General features: G+C 67.8%; 15 protein-coding genes. 10 read left to right on the top strand and 5 right to left on the bottom strand.

The genetic code is table 11. The features are described from left to right. Window positions 1-227: 227 nt before the first annotated feature. Genes efeU through efeB form a run of 3 tightly spaced genes read left to right on the top strand, consistent with a single transcriptional unit; the run spans window position 228 to window position 3,432 of the window. Window positions 228-1,052, top strand: a complete 825-nt coding sequence (gene efeU, locus B0F77_RS43060; protein ID WP_086668857.1) for an iron uptake transporter permease EfeU — start codon at window positions 228-230, stop codon at window positions 1,050-1,052. 17 nt (window positions 1,053-1,069) lie between these two features. After that, complete coding sequence (gene efeO / locus B0F77_RS43055) at window positions 1,070-2,188, top strand: iron uptake system protein EfeO (RefSeq protein ID WP_086668855.1); 1,119 nt, start codon at window positions 1,070-1,072, stop codon at window positions 2,186-2,188. Beyond that, complete coding sequence (efeB, locus tag B0F77_RS43050) at window positions 2,185-3,432, top strand: iron uptake transporter deferrochelatase/peroxidase subunit (protein ID WP_086668854.1); 1,248 nt, start codon at window positions 2,185-2,187, stop codon at window positions 3,430-3,432. Before efeO ends, efeB begins: the two co-directional genes overlap by 4 nt. A 192-nt stretch (window positions 3,433-3,624) precedes the next feature. On the opposite strand, the gene B0F77_RS43045 is transcribed toward efeB, so the two are convergent. From B0F77_RS43045 to B0F77_RS43030, 4 genes are all read right to left on the bottom strand, one after another. Then, the gene (locus B0F77_RS43045; protein WP_143467222.1) at window positions 3,625-4,836 is read right to left on the bottom strand and encodes a chymotrypsin family serine protease; all 1,212 of its coding nucleotides are present in this window, start codon (window positions 4,834-4,836) and stop codon (window positions 3,625-3,627) included. A 221-nt stretch (window positions 4,837-5,057) separates the two neighbouring features. Continuing rightward, window positions 5,058-5,435: a tetratricopeptide repeat protein gene (locus tag B0F77_RS43040; protein WP_086668852.1), complete on the bottom strand. Its 378-nt coding sequence runs from the start codon at window positions 5,433-5,435 to the stop codon at window positions 5,058-5,060. A gap of 10 nt (window positions 5,436-5,445) precedes the next feature. Beyond that, window positions 5,446-6,339 (bottom strand): DMT family transporter, encoded by an 894-nt coding sequence (locus B0F77_RS43035; protein WP_086668851.1) that lies wholly within the window; start codon window positions 6,337-6,339, stop codon window positions 5,446-5,448. Window positions 6,340-6,366: 27 nt separating this feature from the next. Next, complete coding sequence (locus B0F77_RS43030; protein WP_086668850.1) at window positions 6,367-7,500, bottom strand: MalY/PatB family protein; 1,134 nt, start codon at window positions 7,498-7,500, stop codon at window positions 6,367-6,369. A 51-nt stretch (window positions 7,501-7,551) separates the two neighbouring features. On the opposite strand from B0F77_RS43030, the gene B0F77_RS43025 reads away from it, so the two are divergent. The 3 genes from B0F77_RS43025 to B0F77_RS43015 all read left to right on the top strand — a co-directional run bounded on the left by B0F77_RS43025 (window position 7,552) and on the right by B0F77_RS43015 (window position 10,383). Beyond that, the gene (locus B0F77_RS43025; RefSeq protein ID WP_086668849.1) at window positions 7,552-8,001 is read left to right on the top strand and encodes an Lrp/AsnC family transcriptional regulator; all 450 of its coding nucleotides are present in this window, start codon (window positions 7,552-7,554) and stop codon (window positions 7,999-8,001) included. A gap of 40 nt (window positions 8,002-8,041) precedes the next feature. Further along, window positions 8,042-9,580 (top strand): AfsR/SARP family transcriptional regulator, encoded by a 1,539-nt coding sequence (locus B0F77_RS43020; RefSeq protein WP_086668848.1) that lies wholly within the window; start codon window positions 8,042-8,044, stop codon window positions 9,578-9,580. Between the two features lie 62 nt (window positions 9,581-9,642). Next, window positions 9,643-10,383 (top strand): SDR family NAD(P)-dependent oxidoreductase, encoded by a 741-nt coding sequence (locus tag B0F77_RS43015; RefSeq protein WP_086668847.1) that lies wholly within the window; start codon window positions 9,643-9,645, stop codon window positions 10,381-10,383. On the opposite strand, the gene B0F77_RS43010 is transcribed toward B0F77_RS43015, so the two are convergent. Then, on the bottom strand, window positions 10,368-11,069 hold the full coding sequence (locus tag B0F77_RS43010) for an alpha/beta fold hydrolase (RefSeq protein ID WP_245849440.1): 702 nt from the start codon (window positions 11,067-11,069) through the stop codon (window positions 10,368-10,370). The genes B0F77_RS43015 and B0F77_RS43010 overlap by 16 nt on opposite strands. A gap of 16 nt (window positions 11,070-11,085) precedes the next feature. On the opposite strand from B0F77_RS43010, the gene B0F77_RS43005 reads away from it, so the two are divergent. From B0F77_RS43005 to B0F77_RS42990, 4 genes are all read left to right on the top strand, one after another. Then, window positions 11,086-12,306 carry a cytochrome P450 gene (locus B0F77_RS43005; RefSeq protein WP_086668846.1) on the top strand — a complete coding sequence of 407 codons (1,221 nt, stop codon included), beginning with the start codon at window positions 11,086-11,088 and terminating at the stop codon, window positions 12,304-12,306. Between the two features lie 38 nt (window positions 12,307-12,344). Then, a complete protein-coding gene (locus tag B0F77_RS43000; protein WP_143467221.1) occupies window positions 12,345-13,004 on the top strand; it encodes a hypothetical protein in 660 nt (219 codons plus the stop codon). A gap of 253 nt (window positions 13,005-13,257) precedes the next feature. Beyond that, window positions 13,258-14,484 (top strand): LamG domain-containing protein, encoded by a 1,227-nt coding sequence (locus B0F77_RS42995; protein ID WP_143467220.1) that lies wholly within the window; start codon window positions 13,258-13,260, stop codon window positions 14,482-14,484. 152 nt (window positions 14,485-14,636) lie between these two features. Further along, on the top strand, window positions 14,637-15,152 hold a 516-nt coding region (locus B0F77_RS42990), incomplete at its 3' end, for a phosphopyruvate hydratase family protein (RefSeq protein ID WP_483868457.1).

Raw genomic sequence — 15,152 nt, 5'->3', positions numbered from 1 at the left:
CCACGACGATCAGCAGCAGCACCAGGACGATGCGGCCGAAGATGTTGCCGGAGCGGGGGCGGCGGGCTTGGGGCGGGTTGGGCGGCTGCGGGACCACGAGATCCAGGCTACGTGTCCGGCTGGTGGGCCGAGCGGGTGAAGAGTGATGAAACCGGCACTGATGGCGGCTGGACATTCAGGTGAGGCTTACCTTAAATAAGGCCGACCTAATTCACGGAGGCGTCGGGATGCTGTTTGCCAATGGCTTGATCGGGCTGCGGGAAGGCCTCGAGGCCGCGCTCGTGGTGAGCATCTTGATCGCATTCCTGGTGAAGACGGGGCGGCGGTATGCGCTCAAGTGGGTTTGGGTCGGTGTTGCGACGGCGGTGGCACTGTCCGTAGCGGCCGGGGCGATCATCACGTTCAGTGCTGCCGGGATGTCGTTCGAGCAGCAGGAAGCGTTCGGCGGGGTCATGTCGATCATTGCCGTCGCGTTCGTCACCGGAATGATCTTCTGGATGCGCAGGGCGGCCAAGACGATTGCGGCCGAGTTGCGCGGCAAAATGGACGAAGCGCTTCAAATCGGACCTATCGCCATCGTGGCGCTGGCCCTTTTGTCGGTGGGGCGGGAAGGGCTGGAGACGGCCGTCTTCTTCTATTCCAGCGTGCAGGCGGCCGGTGGGGGGACTGCTGAGCCGTTGCTCGGGTTCCTGGCGGGGATCGCGGTGGCCGTGGTGATCGCGGCGCTGCTGTACCAGGGGGCCATCCGGTTCGATCTTGGCAAGTTCTTCACGGTCACGGGTGTGCTGCTCGTGTTCGTGGCCGCCGGCGTGCTGAGTTACGGCATTCACGACCTGCAGGAGGCCGCCATCCTGCCCGGGTTGAACACGCTGGCGTTCGACATCAGCGACGTCGTGCCGGAGGACTCCTGGTACGGGGCGCTGCTCAAGGGGTTCTTCAACTACTCGCAGCGGACGTCCGTGCTGCAGGCCATCGCGTGGGTCGCCTACGTGGGGGTTGTTCTGTCCCTGTTCCTCATCCGGCCGCGCCGCCGCGCTGCCGTGTCCAACTGATCGATGGAGTAGCAACCGTGCGCAAAGCAGTAGTCATCCTGGGCTCGCTCGCGGTGTTGGCGGCGTGTAGCAACGGCAGCACGAAAAGCGACGCGAGCGGCAACATCGCCGTCGAGGCGAGTGACGACGCGTGCAAGGTGGCCAAGACCGAGGCGAGCACCGGCAACGTCACGTTCGAGGTGACCAACAAGGGCACCAAGGTGACCGAGTTCTACCTCTACGCGGAGGGTGACCGGATCCTCGGTGAGGTCGAGAACATCGGGCCTGGGCTCAGCCGCAAGCTGATCGTCGAGGTGACCGAGTCCGGCAAGTTCCAGACCGCGTGCAAGCCCGGCATGAAGGGCGACGGCATCCGCGGCGACTTCACGGTCACCGGTGACAGCAAGAAGTCGACCGACGGCAACGCGTTGCTCGCCGAGGCGACCAAGAGCTACCAGCGTTACGTCAACTCGCAGGCCGACCAGCTGCTGGTGAAGACCGAGGAGTTCGTCAACGCCGTCAAGGCCAAGAAGGTCGACGACGCCAAGGCGCTCTTCCCCGTGGCGCGCACCTACTGGGAGCGCATCGAGCCAGTCGCGGAGAGCTTCGGCGACCTCGACCCCAAGATCGACGGTCGTGAGGACGTCATCGCCGAGGGCATGGCGTTCACCGGCTACCACCGCCTGGAGAAGGACCTGTGGGTGTCCGGGCTGCAGGCCGACTCCGAGAAGATCGCGGACCAGCTCCTGACCGACGTCAAGGAGATCGTGTCCAAGGCCAAGAGCGTCGAGCTGACTCCGGTGGAGCTGGCCAACGGTGCCAAGGAGCTGCTCGACGAGGTCGCCACCGGCAAGATCACCGGTGAGGAGGACCGTTACTCGCACACCGACCTCTGGGACTTCCGCGCGAACGTGGACGGTTCGCAGGCCGCGATCGCCGCGCTGCGCCCCGCGGTGGCACCGAAGGACGCGGCGCTCGTGTCCACTTTGGACGCCAAGTTCAAGGCGCTCGACGAGGCGCTGGAGAAGCACCGCAAGGGTGACGGCTTCAAGCTCTACACCGAGCTGACGCAGGACGAGATCAAGACGCTGGCCGAGGCCGTCGACGCGCTCGGCGAGCCGGTCAGCAAAGTCGCTGAAGTGGTGTCGGCCAAGTGACCGGGGTCTCGCGGCGGAGGCTGCTCGGGTACGCGGGCGCCGGTGTGGCGCTCGCGGGTGCGGGTGCCACCGGTGGGGTGCTGGCGAGCAGGCAGTCGCCGGAGGTCGAGAACCTCGCGGCGGCGAAGGTGCCGTTCTACGGTGACGTCCAGGCGGGCATCGTCACGCCCGCGCAGGACCACATGCACTTCGTCGCGCTGGACGTGAAGACGAAGAGCCGCGACGAGTTGATCGACCTGCTCAAGCAGTGGACCGTCGCCGCGGAACGGATGACGGCCGGCCAGGAGGCCGCGGAGAACGGTGCCGTCGGTGGCAACGCCGAGGCGCCGCCGAAGGACACCGGCGAGGCGCTCGACCTGCCCGCGTCCGCGTTGACGATCACCATCGGCTTCGGGCCGTCGCTCTTCGACGACAGGTTCGGGCTCAAGGACAAGCGGCCGGAGCGGTTGATCGACCTGCCGCGCTTCCCGCAGGACGACCTGGACCCGTTGCGCAGCAATGGAGACATCTGCATCCAGGCCTGCGCGAACGACCCGCAGGTGGCCGTGCACGCCATCCGCAACCTGGTGCGCATCGGCTTCGGCCGGGTCGCGGTCCGCTGGTCGCAGCTCGGCTTCGGCCGCACCTCGTCGACCACGCGCGACCAGGCCACACCGCGCAACATGTTCGGGTTCAAGGACGGCACGCGCAACATCAAGGCCGAGGACACCGAACACCTGAAGAACCACGTCTGGGTCTCGAAGGAGGACGGCCCGGACTGGCTCGTCGGCGGCACGTACCTGGTGTCGCGCCGGATCCGCATGCACATCGAGATCTGGGACCGCACGTCGCTGACCGAGCAGGAGCAGATCATCGGCCGCACCAAGGGCGAGGGTGCGCCGCTGGGCCAGCAGAAGGAGTTCGACGAACCCGACCTGCACGTCAGGGGCGCGGGCGGGGTGCCGTTGATCGGCGAGATCGCGCACATCCGGCTCGCCTCGCCGGAGTCGTTGAACGGGGTCAGGATCCTGCGCCGCGGTTACAACTTCACCGACGGCTCGGACGGGCTCGGGCACCTCGACGCGGGACTGTTCTTCCTGGGTTTCAACCGTGACACGGGCAAGCAGTTCGTCCCGATGCAGCAGGCGTTGTCCACAAAGGACGACATGATGGAGTACGTCGAGCACACGGGTTCAGGTCACTTCGCAGTGCCACCGGGCGTTCAGCCAGGTGGCTACTGGGGCGAAACCCTCTTCCGGAGCTGAGCGTCAGGAAACGGTCTTGATCCGGGCGTTCAGGTCGCGCAGCTGGTAGGTGACGTCCGGGAAGTAGATCCGCTGCGAGCACTGGCGCCCGTTGCACGCCGGCACTCCGCTGCACTGGCGGAGGTCGGCGACCTCGTGCGACCGGGCGGGTTCAAGTCCACAAAGGACTCGAACCCGCCCGGTGTCGGTGGGTCAGGAGATCGTCTTGACCCGGACGTTGTGGGCCGCCAGCTGGGCCGTGACGTCCGGGAAGATGATCCGCTGCGAGCACTTGCGGCCGTTGCGCTCCGGCACACCGCTGCACTGGCGGATGTCGGCGGGCGCGACCGAGATCGCGGTCAGGGTGCCGCGGGCGACGAGCTTGTCGCCGGGCTGCTGCACCGAGAAGACCGGGCCACCGCTGTCGCCGTTGCCGCCCGCGCTGAAGCCACCGCTGTGCACCGCCTCGACCGCGTTGTTCACGCAGCCGAAGCTGCCGAGGCAGACGGTCAAGCCGACCTTCACGGCCTGGATGCTGCAGATGGTGCCCGAGTACGAACCCGAGTCGCACAGCCAGTCGCCGACGATCGTGGCGGAGGAGCCGATGACCTCGAGGCTGGTCTGGTTCTGCTCGTTCTCGATCGAGTCGCCGATCCAGACGCGGGCCTGGCCGGTGGCGCCGAGGATCTCGCTGTCCGAAGCCACCGCCCGGCTCTCCACCGAGCCGATGAAGTCACCCGCGGCGTTGGTGTAGTAGCTGCCGGACTGGCCGCAGTGCGCGGCGGTGAGGAGCTTGTCGGCACCCGTGGCGTTGTCGATCACGGCGAAACCCGAGGTGCAGCCACCCTGGATGGTGCCGTCCGCGGCGGTGTTCTGGATGTACGCACCGCCCTTGAACGGCGAGGTGTCGACGAGCCGGGACGCGGCGAGCTCGACGTCGCCTGCCTCCACCTCGACCGGGACCGCGCTCTGGACGGCGGCCTTCGCGGAGAAGCCCGCCGCCTGCTTGATCGCGAGACCGCTGCCGTCGTGCTTGGCGGCGATGCTCTGGATCGGCGCGCCGGCCTTGAGCATGCGTGCGGCCTCGGCCTTGAGCTCGGCCTGCGAGTACTTGGCCGGGTGGATCTTCACGACGAGGCCCTGCGCCTTGGCGACCGCGGCCGCCGCCGTCACCTTGGCCGGTGCCTTGCCCTTCCAGTAGACGTTCAGCGTCTTGCTGCCGGCGTCCACCGAGAGCCCGCCGAAGCCGTTGCCTCTCTCGAACCGGTCGGCGATTTTGTGAAGCTTGTCCTGAGTCTGCATCAACGCCCTGACATCAGGCGTGATCGCGGACGGGCCACTCTGCCCCTGTGCGAGTGACGGCGTGGTCGACGCCAGCAGTGCTGCGGTGGCGGCGACCGCCGCCAATGCCGAAAGCTTGACCATCTTCACTGCCCAAAACCCCTCTGTTCGCGGCGTAACGTCGGCACACCAGAACCACGGCAGCGCGAACAGACGCGCTCACGGTAGACAGATCCCCGGATCCTGTACGGCCGTCAGACGCTCGTCGCATCCCCCTGGTGGCCTCACAGAGAAGTTAGTCGCTCACTCACCGCTCACCACGCGTCCAAACGGAGCAACGTTGCTGGGCAGTCCTCAGTGGACAGTCAGCGATCGCGCTCGACGGCCATCCTGGCGCGTACTTCGCCGAGGGCTTCCTGATACTCAGGTGACGGGTTCATCGCGACGGCCATCCGCAGTTGCGCAAGCGCCTCGGGCAGCCGGGCCAGCCGTTGCAGGGTCTTGCCCAGTGCGAACCGTGCGTAGTGATCGCTCGGGTCCAGGTCGAGGACCTTGCGGAACGCCTCTTCTGCCCGGTGCAGCTGTGCCGAACCGAGATACGCCCGGCCCGCCAGCAGTTGCACGGACGGCGCCTCCCCGGCCTCGGCCAGCACCTGCTTCAGCTCGCGCAGCGCCTCCAGCGGCCGACGCTGGGCCATCAACGCCTCCGCCTTCCGGAACGCCTCGAAGGTGCTGTCCGTCATTCGATCAACGTTACCTACCGTTCGCTGGTTCTTCGACTGCCGTCCGGGCGACAGAACTCGAAGGAGTGGACGTTCCCAGCCAGCACGCCAGGAACCCGAGGACCAGTCCCGTGACCACCCCGGCCGTCGGCGTCTGACCGAGCAACGGCCACGCGATCAACGCCGTGACGGACGGGACCACAGAGGACAGCGTGGTCATCGCCGCCGCCCCGCCGTCGCGCACCCCGACCAGGAACAACGACGCCCCGCCCATCGAGTTCACCAGCACCAGGAACACCAGCGTGAGCCACAGCTGCCGCCAGTCCGTCACCCCGGCGTTCTCGGTCAGCGCCAGCAACCCGACCACCGGCACCGACGCGGCGTGCTGCACCGCGTTGCCGCTGCGGAAGTCGGTGTCCCGGCAGAACTTCTGCTGGTAGACCCCACCCGCGACGAAGCAGAGCATGCCCAGCACCGTGAACACCGCGCCGGACCCGAACGACCCCAGCCGGTCCCACAGCGCGGCCAGCACCGCGGCGATGCCGAACGCCAAACCCAGCAGCTGCTTCAGTCCAATTCGGACACGGAACACCCAAGCGGCCACAACGGCCGTAAGCACCGGCGTGCACGAGATGACCAACGCGGTGACCGCCGCCGGCACGCCCAGCCGCAGTCCCAAGTACACGCCGGAGAACTGGCAGGCCTGCACGAGCAGTCCCGCGACGCACGTGTGAACGAGCGGCCAACCGCGTGGCCAGCGCGCGCTCGTCACCAGCGCCACCAGCGCCATCAGCGTGGCGGCCAGGGCGAACCGGATCGTCGTCATCAGGAACGGGGGAGCCACGGCGACGGCCAGCGCGCCCACCGGATAGCCGGACGCCCAGACCAGCACCGTGACGACCGCGAAGCCGGGTTTGATCCGCACGATCCCAGGACTACCAGTCAGGTCCGCTCAGGACGAGCCTTCGTTCCACCCGACGGCCATCCTGCGCACGGCCTCGGTGATCACCTCCGGCGTGGTGGCGAGGTTCATCCGCACGAACCCCGCGCCGCCGGTGCCGAACGGGATGCCCGAGTTCACCGCGACCCTGCCGTGCTTCAGGAACGTCTTGGCCGGGTCGTCGCCGAGACCGAGGCCGCGGCAGTCCAGCCAGGCGAGATAGGTGCCCTCACCCGGCGTGTACCGGACGGCGGGGAGGTGTTCGGCCAGCAGTTCGGTGAGCAGCCGCCGGTTCTCGTCGAGGTCGGCCAGCAGTGCGTCGAGCCAGTCTCCGCCGTCCCGCAGCGCCGCGGTGTGGGCGAGGATCCCGACGTGGCTGGGACCGTGGCCCACCTCTTCCGGCAGTCGCGCGAGATCCTCCGCCGACTCGGGACCGGCGATCGCGAGCGCCGCCTTGAGGCCGGCCAGGTTCCAGGCCTTGGAGGCCGACATCAACGACAGCCCGTCGTCCGCGACGCTCAGGTACGGCACGAAGTCCGCGGTCGTGAGCGGCGCGTGGATCTCGTCGGCCACCACGCGAATCCCGTGCCGGCGCGCCAGTTCGGCGACTTCTTCGAGCTCAGCGGCGGTGTGGACGGTGCCGGTCGGGTTGTGCGGGCTGCACAACAGGTACACCGCGCCCCTGCCCGCCCGCACGAACGCCTCCTCCAGCGCGGCGAGGTCGATCCGCCAGGAGGCGTTCAGCGGCGCCTCCACGATCGACCGTCCCAGGGACTCGACGAACTGGTAGAACGGCGGGTAGGCGGGACAGTTGACGACGACGGGCGCGTCGCGGTGGGAGATCAGCCGGAACATCTCGACGACGCCCAGCATCACGTCGGGCACGATCGCGGTCCGTTCCACGGCAGGGGCCCAGTCCCAGCGCTTCTTCGCGAACTCGGCGAGTGCCTCGGCGTAGGCGGTGCCGTTGGGGTAGCCGGTGTCGCCTCGCCGCACGGCGTCGGTGATCGCCCGCGCCACGGGTTCGGCGAGCTGGACGTCCATCTCGGCGACCCACACCGGCAGCACGTCCTCCGGGTAGTGCCGCCACTTTACGCTCGTGCGTTGCCTCAGCTGGTCCAAGGAAAGCTGACGTAACGGGTTCATAGGGCAAAGGTAGGCGAGTATTCGGAGGAAGTTTTTGCCATTCTTTGCTGCATGGATGCCATCGACCGCAAGATTCTTGCCGAGGTGCAGGCTGACGGACGGCTGACCGTGACCGACCTCGCCGACAAGGTGCAGCTGAGCATCTCCCGGTGTCAGCGTCGGCTGCGCGAGCTGGAACGCGCCGGGGTGATCCGCGGCTACCGCGCGGTGGTGGACGCCGTCGCGATCGGGTTCGGCTTTGAGGCGCTGGTGTTCGCCAAGCTGCGCCTGGAAGCCATGGACGACTTCGACCGCGCGCTCGTCGACGTGCCGAACGTGGTGGAGGCGCAACGCCTGTTCGGCAGCCCGGACTACCTGTTGCGCGTGGTCACCGCCGATCTCGCCTCCTACCAGCGGCTGTACGAGCAGACGCTGGCGAAGCTCCCCGGCGTGCGCGGGCTGACCTCGACGATCGTCATGAAGCAGGTGATCGAGCCACGTCCGTTGCCGGCCAATCCGTGAGACGGGAAGCGAGGAATGCTCGCGGGTGTTGTGCTGTTGCATGAGCCTGCGCTTCTCACTGATGGGTCCGGTACGAGCCTGGCGCGACGAAGAGGAGCTCGATCTGGGGCCGCGCCAGCAGCGCGCGGTGCTGGCGGCGTTGTTGCTGAACAACGGCATCCGCCTGAGCAACGACCAGCTGATCGGCATGGTCTGGGACGACCCGACGCCGAGCGCGGTCATGGCGTTGCGCACGTACATGTACAAGATCCGCAAGACGCTCCCCGAGCTGAACCTCAGGTCGAAGGACGGCGGCTACACGCTGCGCGCCGAGCTCGTCGACGACTGCCGCGGCGAACCGCTGGAAGGCCTGAACAGCACCTACTTCGACGCCCAGCGGGTCCGGCTCGCGCAGCAGCGGCTCAAGACGCGTGAGGACTGGCTCGAACGTGAGCTGGACGTGCTCGAACTGCAGAAGCACGTCGGCTCGTTCCCATTGCGAGAACACCCGCGTGCCCTGCTGATGCAGGCGCTGTTCCGGGACGGCCGGCAGGCCGAGGCGCTGGACCACTTCCACCAGGTACGCGCCTTGCTGAACGAGGAGCTCGGCCTCGAACCGGGTCCCGAGCTGCGCAAGGTGTACGCGCAGATCCTCAAGGGCGACCTCGACCTGCCCCGCCGGCCGGAGCAGCTGCCGCCGGACCTCGCCGACTTCACCGGACGGGCGCGGGAGATCGCCCAGGCCCTCAGCACGTTGCCGGGCACGGTCGGCATCACCGGCATGTACGGCAGCGGAAAGACCGCGCTGGCCACGCGGATCGGGCACCTCGTGAAGCACCGGTTCGAGGACGGGCAGATCTTCGTCCGCGGCAAGGACGTGGCGAACGACCTGTTGCGCGCGGTCGGAGTGGAGAACCCGTCGGGTGACAAGGCCGCGCTGTGGCGGGAGAAGGCCCGCGGCAAGCGGTTCCTGATCATCGTGGACGACGTGCAGGACTCGGCTTCGGTGCGGGACCTGGCCACGCCAGGCTCAGCCATGATCATCACGAGCGTGCGGCGACTGAACGAGCTGCCGGGCGTGACCTGGTTGAAGATCGCCGGCCTCACCGGTCAGGAGGCGCACGAGTTCTTCGGGAGGGTCCTCGACCCCACCAGGATCGCCGCTGAGCCGGAGCAGGCGGAGGAGGTCCTCGCGCGCATGTCGTACCTGCCGAACGCCATCCGCGTGATCGGCGGCAAGCTCTCCGGCCGGCCGACCTGGACCATCACGATGCTGGTGGCGCAGATGGACCGGGAGACGAGGCTCGGCAACGCCATCCCGTCCGACTGCCGGGCCGTGCTGGGCCCGTTGATCAAGGCGGAACAGCAGCTCACCGACGAGGAACGCCACCTCCTGCGGTGCTTCGCCGGGCAGGACGCCGAGCTGATCGACGTGTGCGCGGCGGCGAAGATCGCGGGCGTCGAGCCGGGGGCGATCGAGTACGTGCTGGAGTCGCTCGCCGACGTGCATCTGATCGAACCGCTGGTGCTCGGCCGGTACCGGCTGCCGCGGCTCGTGCGGATCTACTTCGGCTGGCGCGCACCCGCGCTGATCAGCTGACTGACCTGGCCGTATATCCGGAATTTATGTTCTGACCATTCGGCGTCGGCAACTTCGTAGACATGTCAACCAAGGAACTCGCAGGCAAGAAGGCCCTCGTCACCGGAGCCACCTCGGGCATCGGCCGTTCCATCGCGGTCAAGCTCGCCGAGGCGGGTGCCACCGTCTACGTCAGCGGCCGCCGCGCCGAACTGGGCAAGGAGACCGTCGCGCTGATCGAGCAGGCCGGCGGCACCGGTCACTTCGTCGTCGCCGACGTCGCGAACATCGACGACGTCCGCAAGCTGGCCGAGGAGGTCGGCGAGGTCGACGTGCTCGTGAACAACGCGGGCATCTTCCCGTTCTCGCCGACCCCGGAGCAGTCGCTCGACAGCTACCAGCAGGTGTTCGACGTCAACGTCCGCGGCACCTACTTCCTCACGTCCGCCCTCGTCCCCGCGATGGTGGCCCGCGGCAACGGCGTGATCGTCAACGTCTCGTCGATCGCCGCCGTGGTCGGCACCCCGGTCGGTTCCGTCTACAACGCCTCCAAGGCCGCGATGGACGCGCTGACCAGGTCGTGGGCCGTCGAGTTCGGCCCGGCGGGCATCCGCGTGAACTCGGTCGCCCCCGGCCCGATCGCCACCGACGCCGCCGTCCAGGGCGCCGGCGAGATGTTCGAGACGATCACCGGCCTGACCGCCCTGCGGCGCGTCGGCCAGCCCGACGAGATCGCGGAAGCGGTGCTGTTCCTCGCGTCCGAGAAGTCCAGCTACGTCACCGGCGCCGTCCTCACGGCCGACGGCGGCTACGTGGCCAGCTGAGCCAGCACGGTGTGCAGGGAAGAGGGCGACTCGACGTGCACGTTGTGGCCCGCGCCGGGGAAGATCACCGGCTCGGGCACCAACTCCTCCAGGTGCTCCTGAGGGCTCATCGGGTCGTTCTCACCCGCCGCCAGCACGACGTGCGCACGTGCCGCCATGATCAGCCCCGGCATGTCCGGCCGCCCCACGCCGAAGGCCTTCATGTCCAGGCTCGGCGCCCATCCACCGTCCACTTCGGACACGCCGTGCGCGATCGGCACGCCCGCCATCTTGGACGCCCGCTCGACGGCTTCTTCCTCGCTCGCGAAGACCTTGGCGGGTTTGGCGCTCAACGCCGCGGCCTTCGCCAGCTCCTCGTCCGTCCACCGGACCTTGATCCCAACGCCGACGCACGTGGTCACCTTCACGCCGAACCAGCCGCTCGCCAGCGCCAGCCCGACCACGCCGCCCAGCGAATGGCCGATGATCGTGACCGGTTCGCGCGGAACGACCTGCGCGACAGCCGCCGCGAGCGAACCGAAGGAGTACCTCTCGATCGGGCCGGAGCGTCCGTGACCAGGCAGATCCGGCACGAGCCAGCTGCCGTGCCACTCCTTCACGACGTCCTTCCACACCTCACCGGTAGCGCCCAGCCCGTGCAGCAGCACCAGCAACGGCCCGTTTCCACCACGTTCGACATGAAGCACGTCAGAATCCCGTTCTATGCGGACCGATGCCGAGCTGATCGTCGACCCCGACACGTATACCTCGGGCGTACCGCACGACGCACTAACCCGGCTGCGCGAAAAGAACGTCGTGCGCATCGACGACTTCTGGGCAGTCTTCCGCTACGACGACGTCCGCGCAGTCCTTCGTTCGCCCGACGTCTTCTCCTCCCACCGCGGCGCCACCCAGATCCGCGATCCACAGCCCGCCGACCTGGCCTACGTCCAACGCATGATGCTCAACCAGGACCCTCCTGAGCATTCGCGGTTGCGGCGCATGCTGACCAGGGCCTTCACACCCCGTGCCGTCGCACGGCTGGAAGAGGGGATCCGCTCCAACGCCCGTGCGATCGTCGCTGGGTTGTCCGGCGACTTCGCCGCTGACGTGGCCGACCTGCCGCTGCTGACGTTGGCCGACGTCTTCGGCGTGCCGCGCCAGGACCGCGCGCTGCTCTACGACTGGAGCAACCGCGTGATCGGCTTCCAGGACACCGAGTACGCGCTGTCGTCGAGTTCCTCCGCGGGCATGACCGACATGGCTTTGGCGGCGTTGGAACTGCGCCCTTCGGACGGCCGTGACCCGCGCTCCCGTGACGGCATGCCCGACCTCTACGCGTATGCGCACGCTCTGGGGTCTTTCAAGCGTGCGCACCCCTCTGACGACGTGTTGAGCAACCTCATGTCCGAGGACATCTCTCTTGAGGAGTTCGAGAACCTCTTCTGGCTGTTTTCCGTTGCCGGCAACGAGACCCTGCGCAACGGCATCCCGGGCGGCATGATCGCGCTTTTGTCGCACCCGGACCAGTACGCGCGGTTGCGGGCTGACCGTTCGTTGTTGCCTCTCGCCGTCGAGGAGATGTTGCGGTGGTGGACGCCCGTGATGCATTTCCGGCGCACGGCCGTGCGGGACACTTCGTTGAGCGGGGTGGAGATCAAGGCGGGGGACAAGGTCGTGGTCTGGTTCTCGTCGGCCAACCGGGATGAGCTCGTGTTCACCGAACCTGACCGGTTCGATGTGTCGCGCCGCGAAGCCGACCACCTGAGCTTTGGGCACGGGCCGCACTTCTGTCTCGGAGCGCAGTTGGCGCGGACTCAGATGCGGGCGGTGTTCGAGGCTGTGCTGGAGCTGCCGGGCCAGTTGGAGCTCGACGGTGAGGTCAGCCGGTTGAGGTCGAACTTCCAGAACGGCGTGAAACACCTGCCGGTTAAGCTCCCCTGACCATCGCTGCTGATGCGATGTCGACCTGGGGGAAGGTCATGCGATTCGTTCTGGCCATTTGTTTGGCCGCGCTCACAGCCTGCGCCGCCGCACCGGCCGTGCAGCCGGTGACCTCCGCACCGGCGACCACCACGTCCACAGCGTCGACGCCGGACCTGGTGCGAGCACTGGAACCGAAGGTGAAGGCGGCGCTGATGGCGCCGGCAGCCTTCGACGACTTCGGCATGAAGCCTCTGCTGGACCGGCCGGCGCTGTCGGCAGAGGTCGGCAACACGGACGGCTATCTCAGCGAGGTGTGCCTGGGCGCACGGGTCGACGCCGGTGTCTCGACGTCGCGCAAGCGGGTGTGGAAGGGCCTGATGGCCGTTGAACAGGACGTGTTCGCGCTGATCGGCGTCACCGGTGCTCATGTGCTCGAAACGGTGCGTACCAAGGCTCGTTCTTGTCAGACGTACGTCGCGGTGATCAACAAGCCCGCGCGAACGGTCGAGGCCGATGTCGAGCTACCCGAACTTCCAGGTGTCGACGGCTCGTACGCGTTCTGCCAGAGCGTTCCTGACCTGCGCGAGGGGCATTGGATCTGCGAGGCGGTCCTTGTGCGCGGCGACATGGTGATGACGCTCGCGGTCAACGCCGGCGAAGAGGCTTCGACGAGGAAGTTCTGCCCATGGTGTTGCCACGCGCCGTCGAGAGCCTGACCAAGGCGGGCTGAGTACATGCGTACGGGCGCTTGCCCGCGGTTGGACGTTGATCGAAGCTAGTGCCGGTCGTGTCCAACTTGGGGGGAAGTTTCTGATGTTGCGTCGCCTTGCGACGCGGCATGCGCATGCGCGCGTGCCGCAGGTTTTGGCAGTTGCAGTCGTTGCACTGGGTTTGGCGGGTGCCCCGGTTGCCAACGCCGCTCCGGCCAACACCAAGCCGGAGGTACCGAGCGAGCTGAAGGTAGAAGGCGTGAACTGCGCGGTCGGCGACGGCCGGCCGTTCATCCGCTACGCCGCCCCGGTCTTCAGCGCTCGTGTGGTCGACCGGGACGGTGGTCAGGACCCGATCCTGACCGCCCGCTTCTACTGGGGCGCAGTCGGAAGCGGCGACATGGGATCCGTCAGCGTGAGAGTGCCCAACGGCGGGATCGCGCAGGCCAGCCAGCCGGCGGGCACCTTCATCCACGGTGGCAAGTACACCTTCAGCGCCGAAGCCGCCGACAACCACGAGTCGTCGGACCGCTCCGGCCCGTGCGAGTTCGAGGTGGACACGGTGCAGCCCGACCGGCCGCCGCGGGTCTCCTCCACCGACTTCCCGGCCGACGACGAGTCCCACGGCGGCGGCGACATAACCGGGGCGTTCACGTTCAAGGCCAACAACGTTGCCGACGTCAAGGGCTTCTACTACGGCTACGAGAACCCGTCAAGGGACTACGTCGCCGCGGACCAGCTCGGTGGCGAGGCCACCGTGGACATCACCGTGCGACCGGGCTTCAACACGTTGAACGTGCAGAGCGTCGACCGGGCGGGCAACGTCAACGCCGGGCAGCCGGAGCGCTACCAGTTCATTGCCGATTTTCCCCGTCCGGCCGTGGCGCGGTGGCGACTCGACGGCAACGGCGACGACGTCGTGGACAACGTGCATCCGCTGACCGCTTCTCCGAACGGCGTCACCTGGATCGACGGCCTCTTCAGCGAGGCCACCCAGTTGGACCCGGAGCAGCAGGGCACCTTGTCCACTGCGGACCTCGGCTTGCGCACGGACCAGAGCTTCAGCGTCGCGGCGTGGGTGAAGGTCGACCAGAAGGGCGACCGGGTCACCGCGGTCAGCCAGGACGGTGAGCGCCGCAGCGGGTTCGCGCTGCAGTACTCGCCCGCGCTGGACAGGTGGGTCTTCAACCTTCCGGGCGCGGACGCCGATGGTGCTGCGGAAAGCTCGGTGGCGTCGATCTACCCGGTTGAGACCGATGTGTGGACGAGGCTGACCGGCGTCTACGACGCGGAGGCCAAGGAGCTCAGGTTCTACGTCGACGGGGGCCAGCAAGGCGTGGCCAGGCACGAGACGCCGTGGAACGCTTCCGGCCCGTTCGTCGTCGGTCGCGGCAAGGTCGAAGGCAACGCCGACGGTTACTGGGGTGGTGGCGTCGACGACGTCGAGGTTTACGACCGCGCGCTCACCCCGTCCGAGATCCGGTAGGCGGCACTCGCAGGCTGACGGGGCCGTCTGGCACGATTCAGAGGATCGACGCCGGCGGCCTCCCTGTGATCCTGAGGTGGCGAGCCCCGGCCGGTCACCTGGCCCAAGTAGGCTCGTCGCGAGACGAGACGCAGGAGAAACAGGGAGCGCAAGTGGCGGTCATCGAGCAGGTCGGAGCACGCGAGATCCTTGACTCGCGCGGCAACCCCACCGTCGAGGTCGAGGTGGCGCTGGACGACGGCACGCTGGAGCGTGCGGCTGTTCCGTCGGGTGCTTCGACCGGTGAGCACGAGGCGGTGGAGCTGCGCGACGGCGACGCCAAGCGGTACCTGGGCAAGGGCGTCGAGCGCGCGGTCACCGCGGTGCTCGACGAGATCGGCCCGGAGCTGGTGGGCATCGAGGCTGTCGAGCAGCGCGTGGTCGACCAGAAGCTCGTTGACCTCGACGGCACGCCCGACAAGGGCAGGCTCGGCGCGAACGCGATCCTCGGCGTGAGCCTCGCGGTCGCGAAGGCGGCGGCGACGAGCTCCGGCCTGGAGCTGTTCCGTTACGTCGGCGGACCGAACGCTCACGTGCTGCCGGTGCCGATGCTGAACATCCTCAACGGTGGCTCGCACGCCGACACCGAGGTGGACATCCAGGAGTTCATGATCGCGCCGATCGGCGCG

The sequence above is a fragment of the Lentzea kentuckyensis genome, assembly GCF_002150765.1.
Taxonomy (GTDB): domain Bacteria; phylum Actinomycetota; class Actinomycetes; order Mycobacteriales; family Pseudonocardiaceae; genus Lentzea; species Lentzea kentuckyensis.
The sequence above is the reverse complement of the archived record's forward strand: the minus strand, read 5'-3'. Positions and strand labels throughout refer to the sequence as shown.